Source organism: Neisseria sp. (assembly GCF_041804105.1).
In the GTDB taxonomy this organism is placed as follows: Bacteria; Pseudomonadota; Gammaproteobacteria; order Burkholderiales; family Neisseriaceae; genus Neisseria.
In genome coordinates this window covers 1-17,638 of the sequence record NZ_JBHCJY010000081.1, presented here as the reverse complement: position 1 = coordinate 17,638, position 17,638 = coordinate 1, and the positions used below count along the sequence as shown (strand labels likewise).

The window sequence follows — 17,638 nt, the reverse complement described above, 5'->3', positions numbered from 1 at the left end:
TGAAAACCCCGCAAACACAAATCCTAATCCATGATTTACAAACGAAACTTTATCCGCGAACTCTCCTTTACCGCCGTCGGCGTGTTCGTCGTGCTCTTGGCGGTTTTGGTGTCCACGCAGGCCATCAACCTGCTCGGGCGCGCTGCCGACGGACGGGTGGCGGTGGACGCTGTGGCCGCGCTGGTCGGCTTTTGGGTTATCGGCATGACGCCGCTGCTGCTGGTGCTGACCGCCTTCATCAGCACGCTCACCGTCCTCACCCGCTATTGGCGCGACAGCGAAATGTCGGTCTGGCTGTCGTGCGGACTGTCGCTGAAACAGTGGCTCAACCCCGTGTTGCGCTTTGCCGTGCCGTTTGCCGTGCTGATTGCGGTGATGCAGCTCTGGGTGATGCCGTGGGCAGAATTGCGCAGCCGCGAATATGCGGAAATTCTGAAGCAGAAACAGGAACTTTCCCTGATTGAGGCAGGTTCGTTCAACGCCTTGGGCAAACGCAACAGCCGCGTGTATTTCGTGGAAACGTTCGATACCGATTCGGGCGTGATGAAAAACCTGTTCCTGCGCGAACTCGACGACAAAGGCAACGACAACATCGTCTTCGCCAAAGAAGGCACGTTCTCGCTCGAAGACAACAGGCGCACGCTCCAGCTGCGCGACGGCTACCGCTACGGCGGCAAACCCGGACAGGCAGACTACACCCGCGTGTCGTTCGAACGGCTCAGCCTGGTCATCAGCACCGTACCCAAGCTGGTCGATCCGATTGCCCACCGCCGCACCATTCCCACGGCGAAACTGTTCGGCAGCGACAATCCGCAGTATCAGGCCGAGCTGATGTGGCGGCTGTCGCTGCCGGTGAGCGTTTTGCTGCTGAGCATCTTGGCCGTGCCGCTGTCCTACTTCAACCCGCGCACGGGGCATACTTATAACATCCTGATTGCCATCGGCATGTATCTGGTTTACCAAAACGGCCTGACCTTCCTGCGCGATGCGGTGGAAGACGGCAAACTCAATTTCTGGCTGGGGCTGCTGCCCATGCACGCCGTCATGGCCTTGGCCGCATTCGTTCTGCTGCGCGTGCGCACCATGCCCGCCCAGCCCTTCTGGAAAGCCGTCAGACAGAGCTTCGCATTGAAAGGCGGTGCACGATGAAACTGATTCCCCGCTACTTAATCGGCCAGTTGGCCGTGATGACGGTGTACGCCCTGCTCGCATTCCTTGCGCTGTACAGCTTTTTCGTGGTCATCGACGAAGTGGGCGATTTGGGCAAAGGCAGTTACAACGGCTTCAAAATGATGCAGTACGTTTTGATGCAGATGCCCGCCCGCGCTTACGAGCTGATGCCGTTGGCCGTGCTGATCGGCGGCCTGATTGCCCTGAGCCAGCTTGCCGCCGGCAGCGAGCTGACCGTGATGAAAACCAGCGGCCTGAGCACCCGAAAACTCATCGGCATCCTGCTGAAATTCGGCCTGATTTTCGCCGTCGCCACCGCACTTTTGGGCGAATGGCTCGCCCCGTCGCTGAGCAGGCAGGCGGAAAACATGAAGGCCGCCGCCGTCAACGGCCGCATCAGCACCGGCACGTCCGGCCTGTGGCTCAAGGAGCAGAACAACATCATCAACGTGCGCGAAATGCTGCCCGACCACACCCTGCTCGGCGTCAAAATCTGGCGGCACAACGAGCAGTTCCGCTTGGCCGAAACCGCCGAAGCAGAACGCGCCGTCCTGAATTCAGACGGCACATGGCGGCTGCAAAACGTGCGCCGCAGCATTTTGGCCGACGATTCGGTCAAAACCGAAACCGCCGCCGAGCAGCAATGGCCGGTCAAGCTGCAAAGCGGCCTGCTGGATGTTTTGCTGGTCGAACCCGAGCAGATGTCCGTTACCGCGCTGACCACCTACATAGGCCATCTGAAAGCCAACCGTCAGGAAACCGGCCTGTACGAAATCGCGTGGTGGCGCAAGCTCATGTACCCCGTCGCCGCCCTGGTGATGGCGCTCGTTGCGCTGGCGTTTACCCCGCAGAACACCCGCCACGGCAACATGGGGCTGAAACTCTTCGGCGGCATCTGTCTCGGCCTGCTGTTCCACTTTGCCGGACGGCTGTTCGGCTTCACCAGCCAGCTCTACGGCGTGCCGCCCTTTATCGCCGCCCTGCTGCCCACCGCCGCATTCGCATTCTTGGGCATCTATCTGATACGCAGGCAGGAACGCCGCTGAACAAAGGCCGCCTGAAAAACTTTTCAGACGGCCTTAAAAACAGCAGCGGCAAAAGCGGTTTGCCGAATCCGTTCTGCCGTTTCCGCCATATTCTCCGACACCGCATTTTCAGACGGCCTTGTCGTCCGACATCCGCGTTCTCCGTTTCTGCCGCACCTGTCAGCGCCACAGCCACAACACCGCAAAAAACGGCACCGCCGACACCACCGTCGTCAACAGCATCACGCCGGCGGTTTGCTCGCCGTAACCGTATTGCCGCCCGAACAGCGCATAAATGCTGGGCGTCGGCGCACAGGCCAGCAGCGCGCCCGCGTAAAGCGTATCCCTGTCGGCACCGAACAGCCACAGGAAAAACACCACCGACACGAGCATCAGCACCATCTTCCCCATACTGCCGAGCAGCAAATCCTTCATGTTGCCGCGCACCGTCAGGCCGAACAGCGATGCCCCGATCACAAACAAGGCCAGCGGCGCGGTTGCGGAAGCCAGCGTCGCCACGGTTTTCGCCAATACCGCAGGCAGCGGCATACCCGTCAGCGCAACCAGCAAACTGGCAAGCAGTGCCGGAACAATCGGATTTTTCAGCAGCCCCAAGCCGATGCGCCGCAACAGCACCGCCCAATTTCCGCCGCCGCCCCGGTAAATTTCAATCAACACAAACATAACCGGCAGTATCACAATGCTTTCCACCAGCACGTTCATGGCAAAAAAGCCGCCCGCCGCGCTGCCGATGGCCATCATCAGCACCGGATAACCGATGAAGCCGGAATTGGCCATGCCCGCCGCCAACCCGTTGAGTACCGACAAAACGGGCGGCTGTCCGCAGCGCAGACACAGCCGCTGCATCACGGCAAAAGACACCGCCGAACCGATGCCGTAACCGGCCAGATACACGGGGTTGACCACTTCGGCCAACGGCCGTGTAGCCAGCGCATTGAACACCAGCGACGGCATACCCACCACCATGATAAACCGCCCAATCCCGTCAATCTGTTCGCGCGTAAACAGACTGAAACGCATGGCCGCATAGCCCAGCGCAATCAGCAGGAATACGGGCAGGATGATGTTGAAAATGGCAGCCATATTTTTTCTGTTAGTTGCTTTGGTTGTTTGCAGTGGATTTGCCGTGCAGACGGAAGTTCCGTCATTCCTTTGCAGACGGGGATCCATGGCTGATGGCAAACACATGAACAAGCAAAGTTTCTGAAACTTAAAGCCGGATTCCCGCCTGCAAATGAATGACGGCATGGATACCAACGTATTATCTAATAAACTGCCTTTTAAACAGCCTTTTGATTGACCGCAAGGAACGTTTCCATCTGCACGGAAACTGTGGTTTTACAGCTTACGCCACCGCATCCGCCCGTGACAAAACCGTGCCGCGATACCCCCACCGTCAATTTTCAGACGGCCTTAAACGCATGTTGAAAGAGTGTACCCGATCATCTTCCCTTGCCGGCCGACACCGCGAAAACACGTTTTTTAAACTCTAAGGCCGTCTGAAAACACCTTCCGGATACACGGTTTTACAGGAGCGAACTCCCATCCGCCACACGGCAGGAAGCGGCGGGCCAATGCACATCCTACGCCGTTTTTATCAGACGGCACAATAAACAAAACACCCCTTCGGGGTGTTTTGTTCAAGCGGGTTACAGACGGGCGCCGACGGCATTGGCGATATTGCGCACGGCGGTTGCGTACATGCGGCTGTTGTTGTATTTCCAGACGGCGTAGAAATTGTTCAGGCCGAGATAGTATTCGTACACGCCTGGCGAAGTTTCGAGACGGTAGAGCACGGCTTTTTCGCTGTCGGCCACGGCTTCCTGCGGTACGATGCCCATGCTTTTGAAGTCGGCTACGGTGCGGGTAAGCGCGGTTTTTTCGTCGATGATGGCCTGAATCTGCGGCGAATGGGTCAGCTTGACGGGTACAACCATTTTACCGCCCGTTTTCCAGCCGTGTTCTTTCATATAGTTGGCCACGGAAGCGGCCACATCGCCGACATTGTTCCAAATGTCGCGGCGGCCGTCGCCGTCGAAATCGACCGCGTATTTGCGGAAGCTCGACGGCATAAACTGCGGCATGCCCATCGCGCCGGCATAGCTGCCTTTAAAGCCGAACACGTCGCGTTTTTCTTCTTTGGCCAGCAGCAGGAATTCATGCAGTTCCTGCTGGAAAAATTCGGCGCGGCGCGGATAGTCGAACGCGAGCGTACTCAGGGAATCCGCCAGACGGAAGCTGCCCATGTTCGCCCCGTAATTGGTTTCGATGCCGATGATGGCGACAATCAGCTCGGGCGGCACGCCGTATCTGCGGGCGGCTTCATCAATCACGGCCCGGTGCTGCGCGTAAAAACGTCGGCCGCCGCTGAATTTGGCTTCGCCGGAGTTACCGGTTCGGAATTCGTACCACGGACGCGAAGTACCCGGGCGGTACATAATGGTGATGATGTTGGCCTTGTAAACGGCGTTGTCGAAGAAATCCTTCAGTTCGGCGGCGTTCATGCGGCTGTTGGCCACTTCGTATTTGATGAATTCCTGCACGTTGACGTTGCCGTTGAAACCGCTGCTGGCCACGGATTCGGCCGCCGCGTCGAATACGGGGCGTTTGGCGGAAGGTTTGACGGGGGTTTCTTCTTGAACGGTCGGTGTGTCGGTGGGCGGTGTGCCGCAGGCGGCCAAAACGGCGGCCAGCATCAGGGCGGAATATTTTTTCATTTTTGTCGTCCGTGTGATCAATCGGGTAAGGTTGGATAAGAAAAGCGTGAGTTTAACAAGTATTTTGGGTTCGATACAGAAATTTACGGTATGGCGCGGCAAGAAGTGCAAAGGCCGCCTGAAAAACATTTTCAGACGGCCTTTGTGCACCAATAAACTTATGAACCCTGCGCGTCTGCGGTGTGTTCCCAACGGATTTCCAAGCCGTAAGTTTTTTCGCCCTGCGGCGGTACAAACTGCGTTTCGTCGGCGGGCGAAAGGAAGGCATTGCCCTGCGCGGTGGGTTCGGCGCAGATGTAGCTGCCGTTGCGGTCGCTCCACAATGCGTAAACAGGCAGGTTGTCCGTGGCAAAAACGATGCCTTCCCCGTCGAAAGCAGCACGGGTCTCACGGCCGGCATCGACAAACGCCGCCTTACCCAAGTCCGCCGCATCATATGTTTCGCCGTTGAAACCGAAACGGGAAGATTCGGCATGAAAATAAGGATGAAATCCCGGCGTGGTACGGATGGGCGCACCGCCCAAATTGCGCACCGTCAGCACGGCGGAAAAACGGTTTTCGTCGGGCAGGCTGTAATCGAGCTGCCACTGGCTGTGTGCGTAACCCGCTTGGGCAGGGCGGTCGAGCAGCAGGCGGACGGCGTCTTGGCTTTGCGCGGTGATTGCCCAATCAAGCGTGCGGCCGAAACCGTGGTTGTCGAACACGCCGTCTGCATCCATGCCGAACTGCGGCAGGCAGACGTGCATTCCGCCGCGCAGCTTGGGTGTGCCGTTGACGGGCAGCATGGTTTTGGGGAAGAAAACGTCGCGTCCGGCCAGCCGGAGCGTGTCGATGTAGGCACCGCGCGTGTCGATACGCACGCAGGCGCGGCGGTTTTGCAGGGTGGTTGCAGGCATTTTTGTTTATAGAAGCATTTTGTGATAATTGCGTAAGATTATAACACGATATGGCCGCACAAACGGCGGGCATCAAGTTAAGCGTTCGTCAGGCAGGGATGTTAGAATAGCGCCGTTTTTTCGGTTTTCAGACGGCCTTACCACCGCCTGCATTACCGTGCTGCTTATATTGAAGATACAGGCTGCAACCGTTATGTTCAGGCCGTCTGAAAACACGGTTGCGGACGGGCGGACACCCGCTCCGTCTGAAACGCCTGATGTGTTTTGTTTTTGTAGAGAATCCCTATGGCTTACCAAGTGCTTGCCCGCAAGTGGCGTCCGAAAACCTTTGCCGATTTGGTCGGCCAGGAACATGTTGTCAAAGCGTTGCGCAACGCGCTCGACGAAGGCCGTCTGCACCACGCCTACCTGCTCACGGGCACGCGCGGCGTAGGCAAAACCACGATTGCGCGCATTTTGGCCAAAAGCCTGAACTGCGACAACGCCGACCACGGCGAACCTTGCGGCCACTGCCAAAGCTGCACGCAGATTGATTCGGGGCGTTACGTCGACCTGCTCGAAATCGACGCGGCATCCAACACCGGCATCGACAACATCCGCGAAGTGCTCGAAAACGCGCAGTATGCGCCGACGGCGGGCAAATACAAAGTCTATATCATCGACGAAGTGCACATGCTGTCGAAATCGGCCTTCAACGCCATGCTGAAAACGCTGGAAGAGCCGCCCGAACACGTCAAATTCATTCTCGCCACCACCGATCCGCACAAAGTGCCCGTTACCGTATTGAGCCGCTGCCTGCAATTCGTGCTGCGCAACATGACCGCACAACAGGTGGCCGACCATCTGGCCTTTGTGCTGACGCAGGAAAACATCCCGTTTGAAGCCCCTGCGCTGCAACTCTTGGGACGTGCGGCGATGGGTTCGATGCGCGACGCGCTGAGCCTGCTCGACCAAGCCATCGCCATGGGTTCGGGCAGCGTGGCCGAGCACGACGTGCGCCAGATGATCGGCGCTGTCGACAAACATTATCTGTACGAACTGCTGCAAGGCATCGTCAACCAAGACGGCGAAGCCCTGCTGGCCAAAGCTCAGGAAATGGCCGCCCGCGCCATCGGTTTCGACAGCGCCTTGAGCGAGCTGGCCGTTTTGCTGCAACGGCTGGCCACCATCCAGATTGTGCCCTCCTCCCTTGCCGCCGACGACCCCGAACGCGAAACCCTGCTGCGCATCAGCCAATACCTGAGCGGCGAACAGATTCAGCTCTACTACCAATGCGCCGTCCACGGCAAACAGGATTTGAGCCTTGCGCCCGACGAATACGCCGGCTTCGTGATGACGCTGCTGCGGATGCTGGCGTTCGCACCGTTTGCCGCCAAAAACCACAGCGCCGACGGCGTAATCGAAGGCACGCAGCTTCATGCGGAACACGCGGCAAAGAAGCCCTTGAGCCTGCCCGACAGCAGGCCGTCTGAACACGCCGCAGCTTCGCCCGATTCCGTTCAGACGGCCGTTGCTCCTGCATCTCATCCCGCACCTGAAACGCCGTCTGAAAAAGCGGAACAGCCGCAGCCGGCACAAAGCGACACCCGCTCCGCATCCGCCGCTACACAGGCATTGCAGGACACTCCGCCTTGGGAAGAAACGCCGCACACAGCCCGACCGACCGACCGCATTCAGACGGCCCCGCATACGGTCAATCCGCCTGAATCCGCCGAACCGACAACCGCCGGAACAAACCGACCGACAGGCGGAACAGATACTCCGGCAGACGAAACATCCGTTCAACCTCATTCCGATGTTCCGGAAAACACGCGGCATAACGTTCAGACGGCATCTTCTCCGAACAGACCGTCTGAAAACGGTTCCGACGGCTTGGCAGACAACGCATCCTTGTCCGCCCCCGGAGAAACCGCCCAAACCTCGCCGTCCGACAACCGTTTTCCCGCTTCGGAAAGCAGTATTCAGACGGCCTACGACACGTCTGCCTACAACCATACAGACCGGCCCGATTATCCCGAACCGCCCTACTTTCCCGACGACGGCGATTATCTTGCGGACATTTCCGAGCCATCCGCTCCCGACGTCCCTAGCAGTACGGATGAAACAGATGAACCCGACACCGGAGCTGCGGAAGACGATACCGCATTCTCCCCACCGCCACCATTCGCTCCGGAACATTGGCACGACATCGCCAAACACTTTGCCCGCAGGCTCGGTGCGGCGCAAATGGTGGCCCAACACGCTGCATTTACCGGCTACGACAGCGATACCCACCTGATGAAGCTGTCGCTTACCGATGAAGCCCGCGCCACCACCAACAAAGAGCGTCTCGACAAAATCCGCGACACCCTCGCCGCCGCATACAACCTGCCGCTCAAACTGCAAACCGAGCCGTGGCGCGACGATGCAGGCTGGGAAACCCCGTCCATGTATGCCCGCCGACGGCAGCAGGAAGGCAAGGAGCGCGCCCGCGCCCTACTCGAAGCCGATGCCGCCGCACAGCAGATTCTGCAGGTATTCGAAGCCCAATGGCTGCCCGATACCTTGGTTTTAGCGGAAAATAACAGCTGACCGCCCAAACCGATATCCTTAAAAATTCAGGCCGTCTGAACGTTTTTCAGACGGCCTGAATATATGTTTTCCTGACTTCGCAAAATTTATCCCAAATCAAATCACCATACTTTGGCAAACCTCTTAATTTCGCAGGTAATGCAGCTCATCCGGGTTCTAACGGTGTTATGTATGTTTGTACGTTTGTACATCAAACATTCCCGCAAACATTCCCGCACAAACAGCAAGCCAGCAACCTCACCTATTCTGCCCCGTACCGCATCAGATGCCTGCAACAGAAATCACCCATTAAACACCCGCATCCAAATCTGCAAAAATCCTAATCGGCATAGTCCTAAACGGCTTTGTTTCCCCACTCCAAATCATCAGACAACAAAAAAGCCAGCCTGATAACAAGCTGACTTTATATGTTTTTGGTCGGAGTGAAAGGATTCGAACCTTCGACCCCTTGCACCCCATGCAAGTGCGCTACCAGACTGCGCCACACTCCGACTCAAGGAGAAAGATTATATTTTTTTTATGCCGGATTGGCAAGTGCTTTTTCGATGTCCGACAGGATATTTTCCAGTCCGGCACGCACTTCTTCCGCATCTGCGGCAGGGTTTCCCTCCGCATCGTTCAGGTTGTAGTTGAAACCGTCGACATAAGGCGCGAAGCTGTCTTTCAACTTCATCAGTTTCACCACATCCAAGCGCGTGTAATGCTCGCCGCCGTAGCCGATAACCGCACCGTTTTCATGCTGCCAGCGGACGAATTGCGCAGGGTTGATCTGCACCAGTTGGCACACTTCGTCGAGCGTGAAATAACGTTTTGCCGGAATGGTTTGATCAACGCTGTTTGTCATAGTAATGCTCCACCATGCCTTTCAGTTTCTGGCTGGCATGGAATGTCACCACGCGGCGGGCGGAAATGGGCACTTCTTCGCCGGTTTTCGGATTTCGGCCCGGGCGTTGCGGTTTGTCGCGCAATTGGAAGTTGCCGAAACCGGAAATTTTGATTTCTTCCCCGCGCTCGAGCGTGGTACGGATTTCTTCAAAAAAGAGTTCGACGATTTCTTTGGCATCGTTTTTGGTCACGTTGCTGACCTTGTCGACCAAAATATCTGCTAATTCGGCTTTGGTTAATGTCATTTTTTTACCTTTATTTTGAACAGGTTGGCATTATCACTAAATTCCGCTTGAAATTCAAGAGAATATCTGAAAATTTTTCGCTTCGGACAGACCGGAACGATACCGCCCGAACAGACCCGTTCAGGCCTTTCGGCCGGTTTTCAGACGGCCTTTTCTCAGCGCAGCTTCACGCCGGTTTGCTCCGCCGCCGCAACCAACTCCGTCATCACTGATTCGACTGCCTCATCCGTCAGCGTTGCGTCCGCATCCTGCAAAATCACTTTTACCGCCATGCTCTTCGTCCCCTCGGGCAGGCCTGTTCCGCGGTAAACGTCGAACACTTCGATTTCCTGCACCAGCGGGCTTTTCACGTCTCTCAATACCGCCAAAAGTTCGTCGTGGCTCATGGTTTCGGGCATCACGAACGCCAAGTCGCGGCGGGCGGGTTGGAATTTGGATACGGCGCGGTAGCGGGTTTTCTCGGTGGCCGACACGGCGGCCATGTCGATTTCGAACACCAGCGGAGCTTGCGGCAGGTCGTATTTTTGCAGCCATTTCGGGTGCAGTTCGCCGACGAAGCCGATGACTTGGCCGTCTGAAACGATTTCGGCGGTGCGGCCGGGGTGCAGCGCGGCGTGCCCGGCTTTCACAAACGACACGGCCTGACCTTGCAGCAGGGCTTCGACGTCGGCTTTGATGTCGTAAAAATCGGCAGGGCGCGTCTTTTCGCCCCATTGTTCGGGCAGCGCGGAGCCGTACCACAGGCCGCCGATGCGTTCGTTTTGCGCGAAGGTGCCGTCTGAAAGCTTGCGGAACACACGGGCGATTTCAAAGATGCGCACGCGGTTCTGCTTGCGGTTCAGGTTGTTTTGCAGGATTTCCACCAAGCCGCCGATGAGCGTGGAGCGCATCACGCTGTATTGCGCGGCCAGCGGGTTTTGCAGGCGGATGGGGTCGGCGTTGGAGGCGAAATCCTGCTCCCACGCTTCGTCCACAAAGGCGTAGCTGACCACTTCGCGGTAGCCGCGTTCGGCCATTTTTTGGTATACGGCAAAACGCGGGCGGCGGGTTTCGGGCAGCGCCATCATGTTCAGACGGCCTGCGGTGTAATCGTCGGGGATGTTTTCGTAGCCGTACACGCGGGCGATTTCTTCAATCAAATCCGCTTCGATTTCAATATCATAGCGGAACGACGGCGCGGTTACGCGGAAGCCGTCGGCGGTTGCTTCGGGCTGCAAACCCAAACCGTGCAGGATTTGGCGCACGCGCTCGGCGTCGATGTTCACGCCCAATAATTTTTCCACGCGCGCCAAACGCAGCGCGGCTTGGCGGCTTTCAGGCAGCCTGCCTTCGGCTTCGGTAATTGCGCCCGCCGCGCCGCCGCAGATGTGCAGCACCAGTTCGGTGGCGCGCTCCACCGCATCGCGCTGCAAGCGGTAATCCACGCCGCGCTCGAAGCGGAACGAGCTGTCCGAACCGAAACCGTATTGCCTTGATTTTCCGGCAATAATCTCCGGTTTGAACCACGCGCTTTCCAGCACGATGTTACGGGTGCCGTCTGAAACCGCGCTCGCCTCGCCGCCCATCAAACCAGCCATGCTCAGCGCGCCTTTTTCGTCGGCAATCACCAAAGTGTTTTCAGACAGGCATACCGTTTTCTCGTTCAGGCAGGCCAGCGTTTCGCCCTCTTTCGCGCGGCGCACAATCAGGCTGCCCGAAAGCTTGTCGGCATCGAAAACGTGCATCGGCTGGCCGAGTTCCAGCATCACATAATTGCCGATGTCCACCAGCGCGGAAATGCTGCGCACGCCGCTGCGCTCCAGCCGCTGCCGCATCCACGCGGGCGTGGGCGCGGCGGCATTCACGTTTTCAATCACGCGGCTGAGGAAACAGCCGCAGTCTTCGGGCGCATCGATGCGCACGGGCTGGGTTTTCGCGCTCTGCACCGAGGCCGTCTGAATTTCAGGCTGCCTGAACGCGCAGCCCGTCAGCGCCGCCACTTCGCGCGCCAAGCCTTTGATGCTCAGGCAGTCCGCACGGTTCGGCGTGATTTTCAGCGTGAACAGCGTGTCGTCCAAATCCAGATAATCGCGCAGGTTTTGGCCGACGGGCGCATCGGCGGGCAGAATGTGCAGGCCGTCCACACCGTCGTCGGGCAAGCCCAATTCGTTGGTGGAACACAGCATGCCGTTGGAAACCACCCCGCGCATCTTGGTCGGCTTGATTTTGAAATCGTTCGGCAAGGCCGCGCCGTCGAGCGCGCACGGCACCTTCATCCCCGCCCGCACATTCGGCGCACCGCAGACGATTTGCAGCAAACCGCCCGTACCCGCGTCCACTTGGGTCACGTTCAGGCGGTCGGCGTCGGGATGTTTTTCAACGGACTTCACTTCCGCCACCACCACGCCGGAAAATGCGGGAGCAGCAGGCGCGGTTTCTTCCACTTCCAAACCGGCCATGGTGAGCAGGTGGGCAAGTTGGTCGGCGGACAAATCGGTATCGGCTTGGGTTTTGAGCCAGGTGTAGGGGAATTGCATGTTATTTATCTTTAAATCCAAATGTAAAAGGTTATTCGCATATAAAACAAATACTTATAGGAAATTTCATCAAATAAAACGGCAGTTCATTTATAAATTTCCAATATATCTTTTAATGCTAGAACAGAATGAAAAATGTGTTTCTTGGGAAAATTGCTACGTTCGTAACCCTTGTGTTCATCTGCTTCAATGACATTACGGCTAAAAACCTCTCTAACTTCAATCTCAAATAATGCCATATTCAGTTTCTCTTTATATTAAATAGTAATTTTCCGATACTGCCCGCGAGCAGAAAACTCAATCACATTCTGGTCTCGCAAAATCTGCAACTGCTGGCGGATTTTATCCTTAATATGATTGTTTTCAGGAAATTGAACTGCTAATTGTTTCTCGAATTCATATATCTGTTTCAAATCAAATTTTTCAGGCAGCCTTTCAATACACTTCATAATAGCTAACAGCCATCCTTTGCTTGCTGATTTCTGTTTTCGCAAAAACAGGTTGGCATTCCATTGTTCGTGTACCTGTTCAGGCTCAACAATCCGAGCTTGATTAACCAGTAAAATTTTACCGCTTTCAGGCAGCCTGCTGATATTTATCGTACAACCAACCCAGCCTGCTCGTTTTGCCGTTTCGGGCAACGGTTTACGGCGAACAATCATATCAGCAGTCATAAAATGTTTTGGCACAAGCATCAATTGTTGTACGGAATAATCAGCTTTTCGGTATGACAGAAAAAAGAAGTTGGGATTGTCATCAGCCTGAATGCGTTCAATCATGGTTTGATATGCGCCATCATTAACCATTTTTCCTGCTGATTTTCCGTTTTTGCTTTTCAACTCAAACTGCTCATCACATTGTGAACATAAAAAATCTTGTACAGGACGGTTATTCGGTGCTTTATTTATTGGCTTGCAACCGCAGTTCGGGCAATAAACATTTGTACCCATCCAGTTTTCAGTTAAAACACGCGCAATTTGTGAAGCACTTTTATAACCTTCTGCTAAACGTGTATCAAAATGCAGGTTCATTGCACAAAACCTTTTACACAAGCAGTAAACGAAGCCGTTTCGCTCAACGGCACATAAGGCGGATCGCAATACACCACATCATCGTCATTTGCCCCATCCAAGGCCGTCTGAAAATCGCCACACAGCAATTCGATACGATCGGATTTTTGGATAAACCCCAGCATTTCCGCTTCGGGAAAGTACGGTGCGGCATAACGCCCGAACGGTACGTTAAACCCGCCTTTGCTGTTGTAGCGGCAAAGCCTGTTAAAAGCGTGGCGGTTCAGATAAACGAACAAGGCCGAGCGTTCGGCTGCGTCTTAGCTTTGATTGAATTGTTCACGCAGCGCGTAAAAACGGTTTTCCTGATTGTTTTCGGGCGTGAAAAACGAACGCGCGTAAGCAATAAATCCTTGTTTTTCCTGTTTCAATATCCGATAGAGATTGATGAGGTCGGCGTTGCTGTCGTTCAGCAGATAAGCGTCAAAATCCACAGCCAACGACAAAGCCGCCGAACCTGCAAACGGTTCAATCAAGCGTTTGCGGGGCTGGCTGGGAAAGTTGCTCAATATAAACGGGACGAGCTTTGCTTTTCCGCCCGCCCATTTTAAAAAGGGTTTGGAAGTTGCCATGTTTTCAGACGGCCTTGAACCGCTAACTTACTTAAACTGCTTCAAAAACGCCAAATCGTTATCGAAAAACAGCCGCAAATCGTTTACGCCGTAGCGCAGCATGGCGAAGCGGTCGAGGCCGATGCCGAAGGCGAAGCCGGTGTATTGTTCGGGGTCGATGCCGACGTTTTTCAATACGTTGGGATGCACCATGCCGCAGCCGCCGACTTCGAGCCATTTGCCGTTGTCGCCCATGATGTCGATTTCGGCGGAGGGTTCGGTGAAGGGGAAGAAGGAGGGGCGGAAGCGCACCTGCAAATCGTCGCGCTCGAAAAAGCGGCGGATGAATTCGGTGAACACGGCTTTGAGGTCAGCGAAGCTGACGCCTTCCTCCACCCACAGGCCTTCGGCTTGATGGAACATGGGCGAGTGGGTGGCGTCGCTGTCCACGCGGTACACGCGGCCCGGGGCGATGATGCGGATGGGCGGGTTTTTCTTGTCCAACATGTAGCGGATTTGGATGGGCGAGGTGTGGGTGCGCAATACGTCGCCGTTTTCGACGTAGAACGTGTCCTGCATGGCGCGGGCGGGGTGGTTTTGCGGGATGTTGAGGGCTTGGAAGTTGTGGAAATCGTCTTCGATTTCGGGGCCGTCGGCCACTTCGAAACCCATGCCGTGGAAGAGTTCGACCACGCGTTGCAGGGTGAGGGTGACGGGGTGCAGGCCGCCGCTTTCCTGTCCGCGTCCGGGCAGGGTAACATCGAGCGCTTCGGCGGCAAGCTGGGCTTGCAGCTTGGCTTCGTTGAGCGCGTCGCGCTTGGCGTTGTAGGCCGTCTGAAAACGGTTTTTGCATTCGTTGATGTGCGCGCCGGCGGTCTTGCGCTCTTCGGGCGACATTTGGCCGAGCTGTTTCAAAAGGGCGTTCAGTTCGCCCGTTTTGCCCATGTATTGGGCTTTGACGAGTTCCAGCGTTTGAAAGTCGGCGGCGGATTCTACGGCGGCGATGCCTGCGGCGGCGATTTGGTCTACGTTTTGCATGATGTTTTTTCTAAGGTTTTTCCGAAGCGGATGGCAAATTGTACAAAATACAATAAGGCCGTCTGAAAAACTGTTTTCAGACGGCCTTCCGGCCAATCCGCTAAAATTCGACAAGGCCGCATTTTAACGCAAATTGCTTGTTTTATAAACCGGTTTGGCTTGCCGAAAACAACGCAGTTTACGGCTTGGCCAACGGTAAAACTGTGCCCGCCTGCTGCCGCAGCCCATTGAAAGTTCAGGCCGTCTGAAAAACAAAAAAGGAAACCGAAGTTTCCTTTCTCATCTTGAATCGCTTAAGCCAAGGCTGCTTTTGCTTTTTCAACCAGTTGGGCGAATACGGCTTTGTCGAATACGGCCAAATCGGCCAATACTTTGCGGTCGATTTCGATGGCGGCGCGTTTCAGGCCGTTCATGAATTTGCTGTAAGACAAACCGTGTTGACGCGCGCCGGCATTGATACGGGCAATCCACAATTGACGGAACTGGCGTTTGCGCTGACGGCGGTCACGGTAGGCATATTGGCCTGCCTTCATTACCGCCTGCTTGGCAACGCGGTAGACGTTTTTGCGGCGGCCGCGGTAGCCTTTGGCTAATGCTAATACTTTTTTATGACGGGCACGTGCGGTTACACCGCGTTTTACGCGTGGCATATTCTAAACTCCTTTAAGCGTAGGGCAACATTTTGGCAACAGAAGCCAAATCGCGATCGTTCACCATGGCGGTGCCGCGCAGCTGGCGTTTGTTTTTGGTGGTTTTTTTGGTCAGGATGTGGCGTTTGAACGCGTGTGCGCGTTTTACGCCGCCGTTGCCCAAGACTTTGAAGCGTTTTTTCGCGCCGGACTTGGTTTTCATTTTAGGCATGGGAAAACTCCATTGGATTTTATCGGATAAGGCAGCGGGAGATTGCGCTTTTCGGCGGAATACTTGTAACCCGCAACCACGGTTTTTTGCCGCCGTTTTCCTGTTTTTCAGACAGGCCGTCTGAAAAACCGCTTCCGACTGCGGCTCGAATCGGAAGCGCGGAATTATAGCCTTATTTCTTTTTCGGCGCAATCATCATCACCATTTGGCGGCCTTCCATTTTCGGGAACTGCTCCACCTGGCCCTCTTCCGCCAAATCGGCTTTCACGCGTTCCAACAGTTGCGCGCCGAGTTCCTGGTGGGCCATTTCGCGGCCGCGGAAGCGCAGGGTAACTTTGACCTTGTCGCCGTCTTCCAGAAAGCGTTTGATGTTGCGCATTTTGATGTTGTAGTCGCCGTCGTCGGTGCCGGGGCGGAACTTGATTTCCTTAATCTGCACCTGTTTCTGCTTTTTCTTGGCTTCGTCGCGTTTTTTGGACTGTTCGTATTTGTATTTGCCGAAGTCCATCAGTTTGCAGACGGGCGGTTTCGCCGTTGGGGAAATCTCCACCAAATCAACGTCCTGCTCTTCGGCCATGGCCATGGCTTCTTTGATGTTCACTACGCCGAGCTGCTCGCCCGTACCACTGATTAAACGCACTTCTTTGGCGGTGATTTCGCCGTTAATCCGTGCTTCGCGTTCTTGTGCGATGATGAATTCTCCTATACAGGTTAATCGGTTTTGCACGCATTTCGGGTCTGTTTTTGCTGCGTGCTTTTGCGGAAAGCGGCGGGCTTTCAGACGGCCTGCCGGTAAAATTCCCGTATTTTAATCGTTTTTGGCGGTGCCTGTCTGAAAAATTTTCAGACAGGCATTTGTGTGCGGGCAGGCCGTCTGAAAACGGCGGTTGCGCTTTTTCAGACGGCCTTTTAAGTTTTAGATATTCTGGGCCGCTTCGATAATCAATGCGGCAACGGCTTCGGGCTGCGAGGCCAAGGAAGCATGGCTGGCATCAAGCGTCAGGATTTTTCTGGGGTTGATACGTTCGGCCATCATTTTTTGGTTGTCGGGATGAATCATGCGGTCTTGGGTGGAAAGCTGATACCAGCTCGGTTTTTCTTTCCAAGCCGGTGCGCTTACCGTGTCGCCGAAGGTCGAGCCGACCGGGGCTTTTTGGGTAACGGCCATGACCAACGCTTCTTCTTCGCTCAAATCCTGGCAAAAGCTTTCGCGGTACAGCTCGGGTTTTACCCACAAGTAGCCGTCGCTGTCGGGTGTGATGTTGGCAAAGGCGGCGGGCGGGTTGGCTTGGCTGATGCCGCCTGCGCTCTCGCCTGCGTCGGGCGCGAAGGCGGCAATGTAAACCAAGCCTTTGACGTTCGGCAGATTACCCATTTCGGTAATCACTTTGCCGCCGTATGAGTGGCCGACCAGCAAAACGTCGCCTTCAATCTGTTTGACCATTTTGCGGGTGCGTTCGGCATCGTCGGCCAACGAAGTAAGCGGGTTTTCTACGGCATGCACCTCGAAACCCTGCTTGTGCAAGAGCGGAATCACTTTGGCCCAGTGGGCGGCTCCGCCCCAAAAGCCGTGTACTAATACGATTGCAGGTTTGTTCATGTTTATTTCCTTTAAAATTGATGTGTATGGATAGGCCGTCTGAAAGTCTGCAAACAAACGTTCAGACGGCCTTTCGCTTTATTGCCCCGCCCAAGCGTAAAAGGCGGCGGCAAATTTGTTTAAAAACTGCGCGGTGCGCTCGTCGGCCACTTTGCCGTTGTCCAGCGCGGCGTTGGCGCGGCTCAGGAACACTTCGGGAGCGATTAACACGTTTGCCCCCAGCGATTGCAGGCTTTGGCGGATTTGCAGGCCGCTGTTGATGCCGCCGTAGCTGCCGGGCGAGGCGGTAACAATGGCCACTTTTTTGCCCTGCCACACGTTTTGGCCGTAGGGGCGCGAGGCGATGTCGATCAGGTTTTTCACGGCGGCGGGCATGGCGCGGTTGTGTTCGGGACTGACAATCAGCACGGCGTCGGCGGCATTGAGCTGCGCGCCCACGCGTTCGTATTGCGGCACGCTTCCGGCATCGAGG

At 55.7% G+C, this 17,638-nt stretch carries 16 protein-coding genes, 1 tRNA gene and 1 pseudogene; 3 read left to right on the top strand and 15 right to left on the bottom strand.

Translation table 11 applies throughout. From position 1 onward, the window contains the following. The first annotated feature begins 30 nt into the window (after positions 1-30). Both lptF and lptG read left to right on the top strand, forming a co-directional pair. The gene (gene lptF, locus ACEYDX_RS07590; protein ID WP_373741415.1) at positions 31-1,149 is read left to right on the top strand and encodes an LPS export ABC transporter permease LptF; all 1,119 of its coding nucleotides are present in this window, start codon (positions 31-33) and stop codon (positions 1,147-1,149) included. Beyond that, positions 1,146-2,216 (top strand): LPS export ABC transporter permease LptG, encoded by a 1,071-nt coding sequence (gene lptG, locus ACEYDX_RS07585; RefSeq protein ID WP_373741414.1) that lies wholly within the window; start codon positions 1,146-1,148, stop codon positions 2,214-2,216. Before lptF ends, lptG begins: the two co-directional genes overlap by 4 nt. Before the next feature lie 159 nt (positions 2,217-2,375). Here lptG and ACEYDX_RS07580 read toward each other — a convergent pair whose 3' ends face one another. From ACEYDX_RS07580 to ACEYDX_RS07570, 3 genes are all read right to left on the bottom strand, one after another. After that, a complete protein-coding gene (locus tag ACEYDX_RS07580; protein WP_373741413.1) occupies positions 2,376-3,299 on the bottom strand; it encodes an AEC family transporter in 924 nt (307 codons plus the stop codon). Positions 3,300-3,865: 566 nt separating this feature from the next. Continuing rightward, entirely contained in the window at positions 3,866-4,933 is a 1,068-nt protein-coding gene (mltB, locus tag ACEYDX_RS07575) for a lytic murein transglycosylase B (protein WP_373741412.1), read from the bottom strand. A 158-nt stretch (positions 4,934-5,091) separates the two neighbouring features. Further along, the gene (locus ACEYDX_RS07570; RefSeq protein ID WP_373741411.1) at positions 5,092-5,829 is read right to left on the bottom strand and encodes an aldose epimerase; all 738 of its coding nucleotides are present in this window, start codon (positions 5,827-5,829) and stop codon (positions 5,092-5,094) included. A 285-nt stretch (positions 5,830-6,114) separates the two neighbouring features. Between ACEYDX_RS07570 and dnaX the strand changes: the two genes are divergently transcribed. After that, positions 6,115-8,400 carry a DNA polymerase III subunit gamma/tau gene (dnaX, locus tag ACEYDX_RS07565; RefSeq protein WP_373741410.1) on the top strand — a complete coding sequence of 762 codons (2,286 nt, stop codon included), beginning with the start codon at positions 6,115-6,117 and terminating at the stop codon, positions 8,398-8,400. Between the two features lie 414 nt (positions 8,401-8,814). On the opposite strand, the gene ACEYDX_RS07560 is transcribed toward dnaX, so the two are convergent. The 12 genes and pseudogenes from ACEYDX_RS07560 to ACEYDX_RS07505 form a co-directional block, all read right to left on the bottom strand. Further along, positions 8,815-8,891 (bottom strand) — tRNA-Pro (locus tag ACEYDX_RS07560). A gap of 26 nt (positions 8,892-8,917) precedes the next feature. Next, positions 8,918-9,244 carry a hypothetical protein gene (locus ACEYDX_RS07555; RefSeq protein ID WP_373741409.1) on the bottom strand — a complete coding sequence of 109 codons (327 nt, stop codon included), beginning with the start codon at positions 9,242-9,244 and terminating at the stop codon, positions 8,918-8,920. After that, on the bottom strand, positions 9,228-9,530 hold the full coding sequence (locus ACEYDX_RS07550; protein ID WP_373741408.1) for an integration host factor subunit alpha: 303 nt from the start codon (positions 9,528-9,530) through the stop codon (positions 9,228-9,230). The genes ACEYDX_RS07555 and ACEYDX_RS07550 overlap by 17 nt, the downstream gene beginning before the upstream one ends. 155 nt (positions 9,531-9,685) lie before the next feature. After that, a complete protein-coding gene (gene pheT, locus ACEYDX_RS07545; RefSeq protein WP_373741407.1) occupies positions 9,686-12,046 on the bottom strand; it encodes a phenylalanine--tRNA ligase subunit beta in 2,361 nt (786 codons plus the stop codon). A 257-nt stretch (positions 12,047-12,303) separates the two neighbouring features. Then, the gene (locus tag ACEYDX_RS07540; protein ID WP_373741406.1) at positions 12,304-13,077 is read right to left on the bottom strand and encodes a DpnI domain-containing protein; all 774 of its coding nucleotides are present in this window, start codon (positions 13,075-13,077) and stop codon (positions 12,304-12,306) included. Between the two features lie 11 nt (positions 13,078-13,088). Continuing rightward, a pseudogene (locus tag ACEYDX_RS07535) lies at positions 13,089-13,688 on the bottom strand (Dam family site-specific DNA-(adenine-N6)-methyltransferase); the annotation flags it as partial. A gap of 27 nt (positions 13,689-13,715) precedes the next feature. Beyond that, positions 13,716-14,705: a phenylalanine--tRNA ligase subunit alpha gene (pheS, locus tag ACEYDX_RS07530; protein ID WP_373741405.1), complete on the bottom strand. Its 990-nt coding sequence runs from the start codon at positions 14,703-14,705 to the stop codon at positions 13,716-13,718. A 293-nt stretch (positions 14,706-14,998) separates the two neighbouring features. Then, positions 14,999-15,355: a 50S ribosomal protein L20 gene (gene rplT / locus ACEYDX_RS07525; RefSeq protein WP_373741404.1), complete on the bottom strand. Its 357-nt coding sequence runs from the start codon at positions 15,353-15,355 to the stop codon at positions 14,999-15,001. 13 nt (positions 15,356-15,368) lie between these two features. Beyond that, entirely contained in the window at positions 15,369-15,566 is a 198-nt protein-coding gene (gene rpmI / locus ACEYDX_RS07520; RefSeq protein ID WP_373741403.1) for a 50S ribosomal protein L35, read from the bottom strand. Between the two features lie 172 nt (positions 15,567-15,738). Continuing rightward, complete coding sequence (infC, locus tag ACEYDX_RS07515; protein WP_373741433.1) at positions 15,739-16,260, bottom strand: translation initiation factor IF-3; 522 nt, start codon at positions 16,258-16,260, stop codon at positions 15,739-15,741. 222 nt (positions 16,261-16,482) lie between these two features. Continuing rightward, complete coding sequence (locus ACEYDX_RS07510; protein WP_373741402.1) at positions 16,483-17,166, bottom strand: alpha/beta hydrolase; 684 nt, start codon at positions 17,164-17,166, stop codon at positions 16,483-16,485. Between the two features lie 78 nt (positions 17,167-17,244). After that, on the bottom strand, positions 17,245-17,638 hold a 394-nt coding region (locus ACEYDX_RS07505; RefSeq protein ID WP_373741401.1), incomplete at its 5' end, for an NADPH-dependent FMN reductase.

Bases quoted from the DNA above. Each gene is read 5' to 3' on its own strand.
- lptF (WP_373741415.1), top strand. From the start codon at position 31: ATGATTTACAAACGAAACTTTATCCGCGAACTCTCCTTTACCGCCGTC.
- lptG (WP_373741414.1), top strand. From the start codon at position 1,146: ATGAAACTGATTCCCCGCTACTTAATCGGCCAGTTGGCCGTGATGACG.
- ACEYDX_RS07580 (WP_373741413.1), bottom strand. From the start codon at position 3,299: ATGGCTGCCATTTTCAACATCATCCTGCCCGTATTCCTGCTGATTGCG.
- mltB (WP_373741412.1), bottom strand. From the start codon at position 4,933: ATGAAAAAATATTCCGCCCTGATGCTGGCCGCCGTTTTGGCCGCCTGC.
- ACEYDX_RS07570 (WP_373741411.1), bottom strand. From the start codon at position 5,829: ATGCCTGCAACCACCCTGCAAAACCGCCGCGCCTGCGTGCGTATCGAC.
- dnaX (WP_373741410.1), top strand. From the start codon at position 6,115: ATGGCTTACCAAGTGCTTGCCCGCAAGTGGCGTCCGAAAACCTTTGCC.
- ACEYDX_RS07555 (WP_373741409.1), bottom strand. From the start codon at position 9,244: ATGACAAACAGCGTTGATCAAACCATTCCGGCAAAACGTTATTTCACG.
- ACEYDX_RS07550 (WP_373741408.1), bottom strand. From the start codon at position 9,530: ATGACATTAACCAAAGCCGAATTAGCAGATATTTTGGTCGACAAGGTC.
- pheT (WP_373741407.1), bottom strand. From the start codon at position 12,046: ATGCAATTCCCCTACACCTGGCTCAAAACCCAAGCCGATACCGATTTG.
- ACEYDX_RS07540 (WP_373741406.1), bottom strand. From the start codon at position 13,077: ATGAACCTGCATTTTGATACACGTTTAGCAGAAGGTTATAAAAGTGCT.
- pheS (WP_373741405.1), bottom strand. From the start codon at position 14,705: ATGCAAAACGTAGACCAAATCGCCGCCGCAGGCATCGCCGCCGTAGAA.
- rplT (WP_373741404.1), bottom strand. From the start codon at position 15,355: ATGCCACGCGTAAAACGCGGTGTAACCGCACGTGCCCGTCATAAAAAA.
- rpmI (WP_373741403.1), bottom strand. From the start codon at position 15,566: ATGCCTAAAATGAAAACCAAGTCCGGCGCGAAAAAACGCTTCAAAGTC.
- ACEYDX_RS07510 (WP_373741402.1), bottom strand. From the start codon at position 17,166: ATGAACAAACCTGCAATCGTATTAGTACACGGCTTTTGGGGCGGAGCC.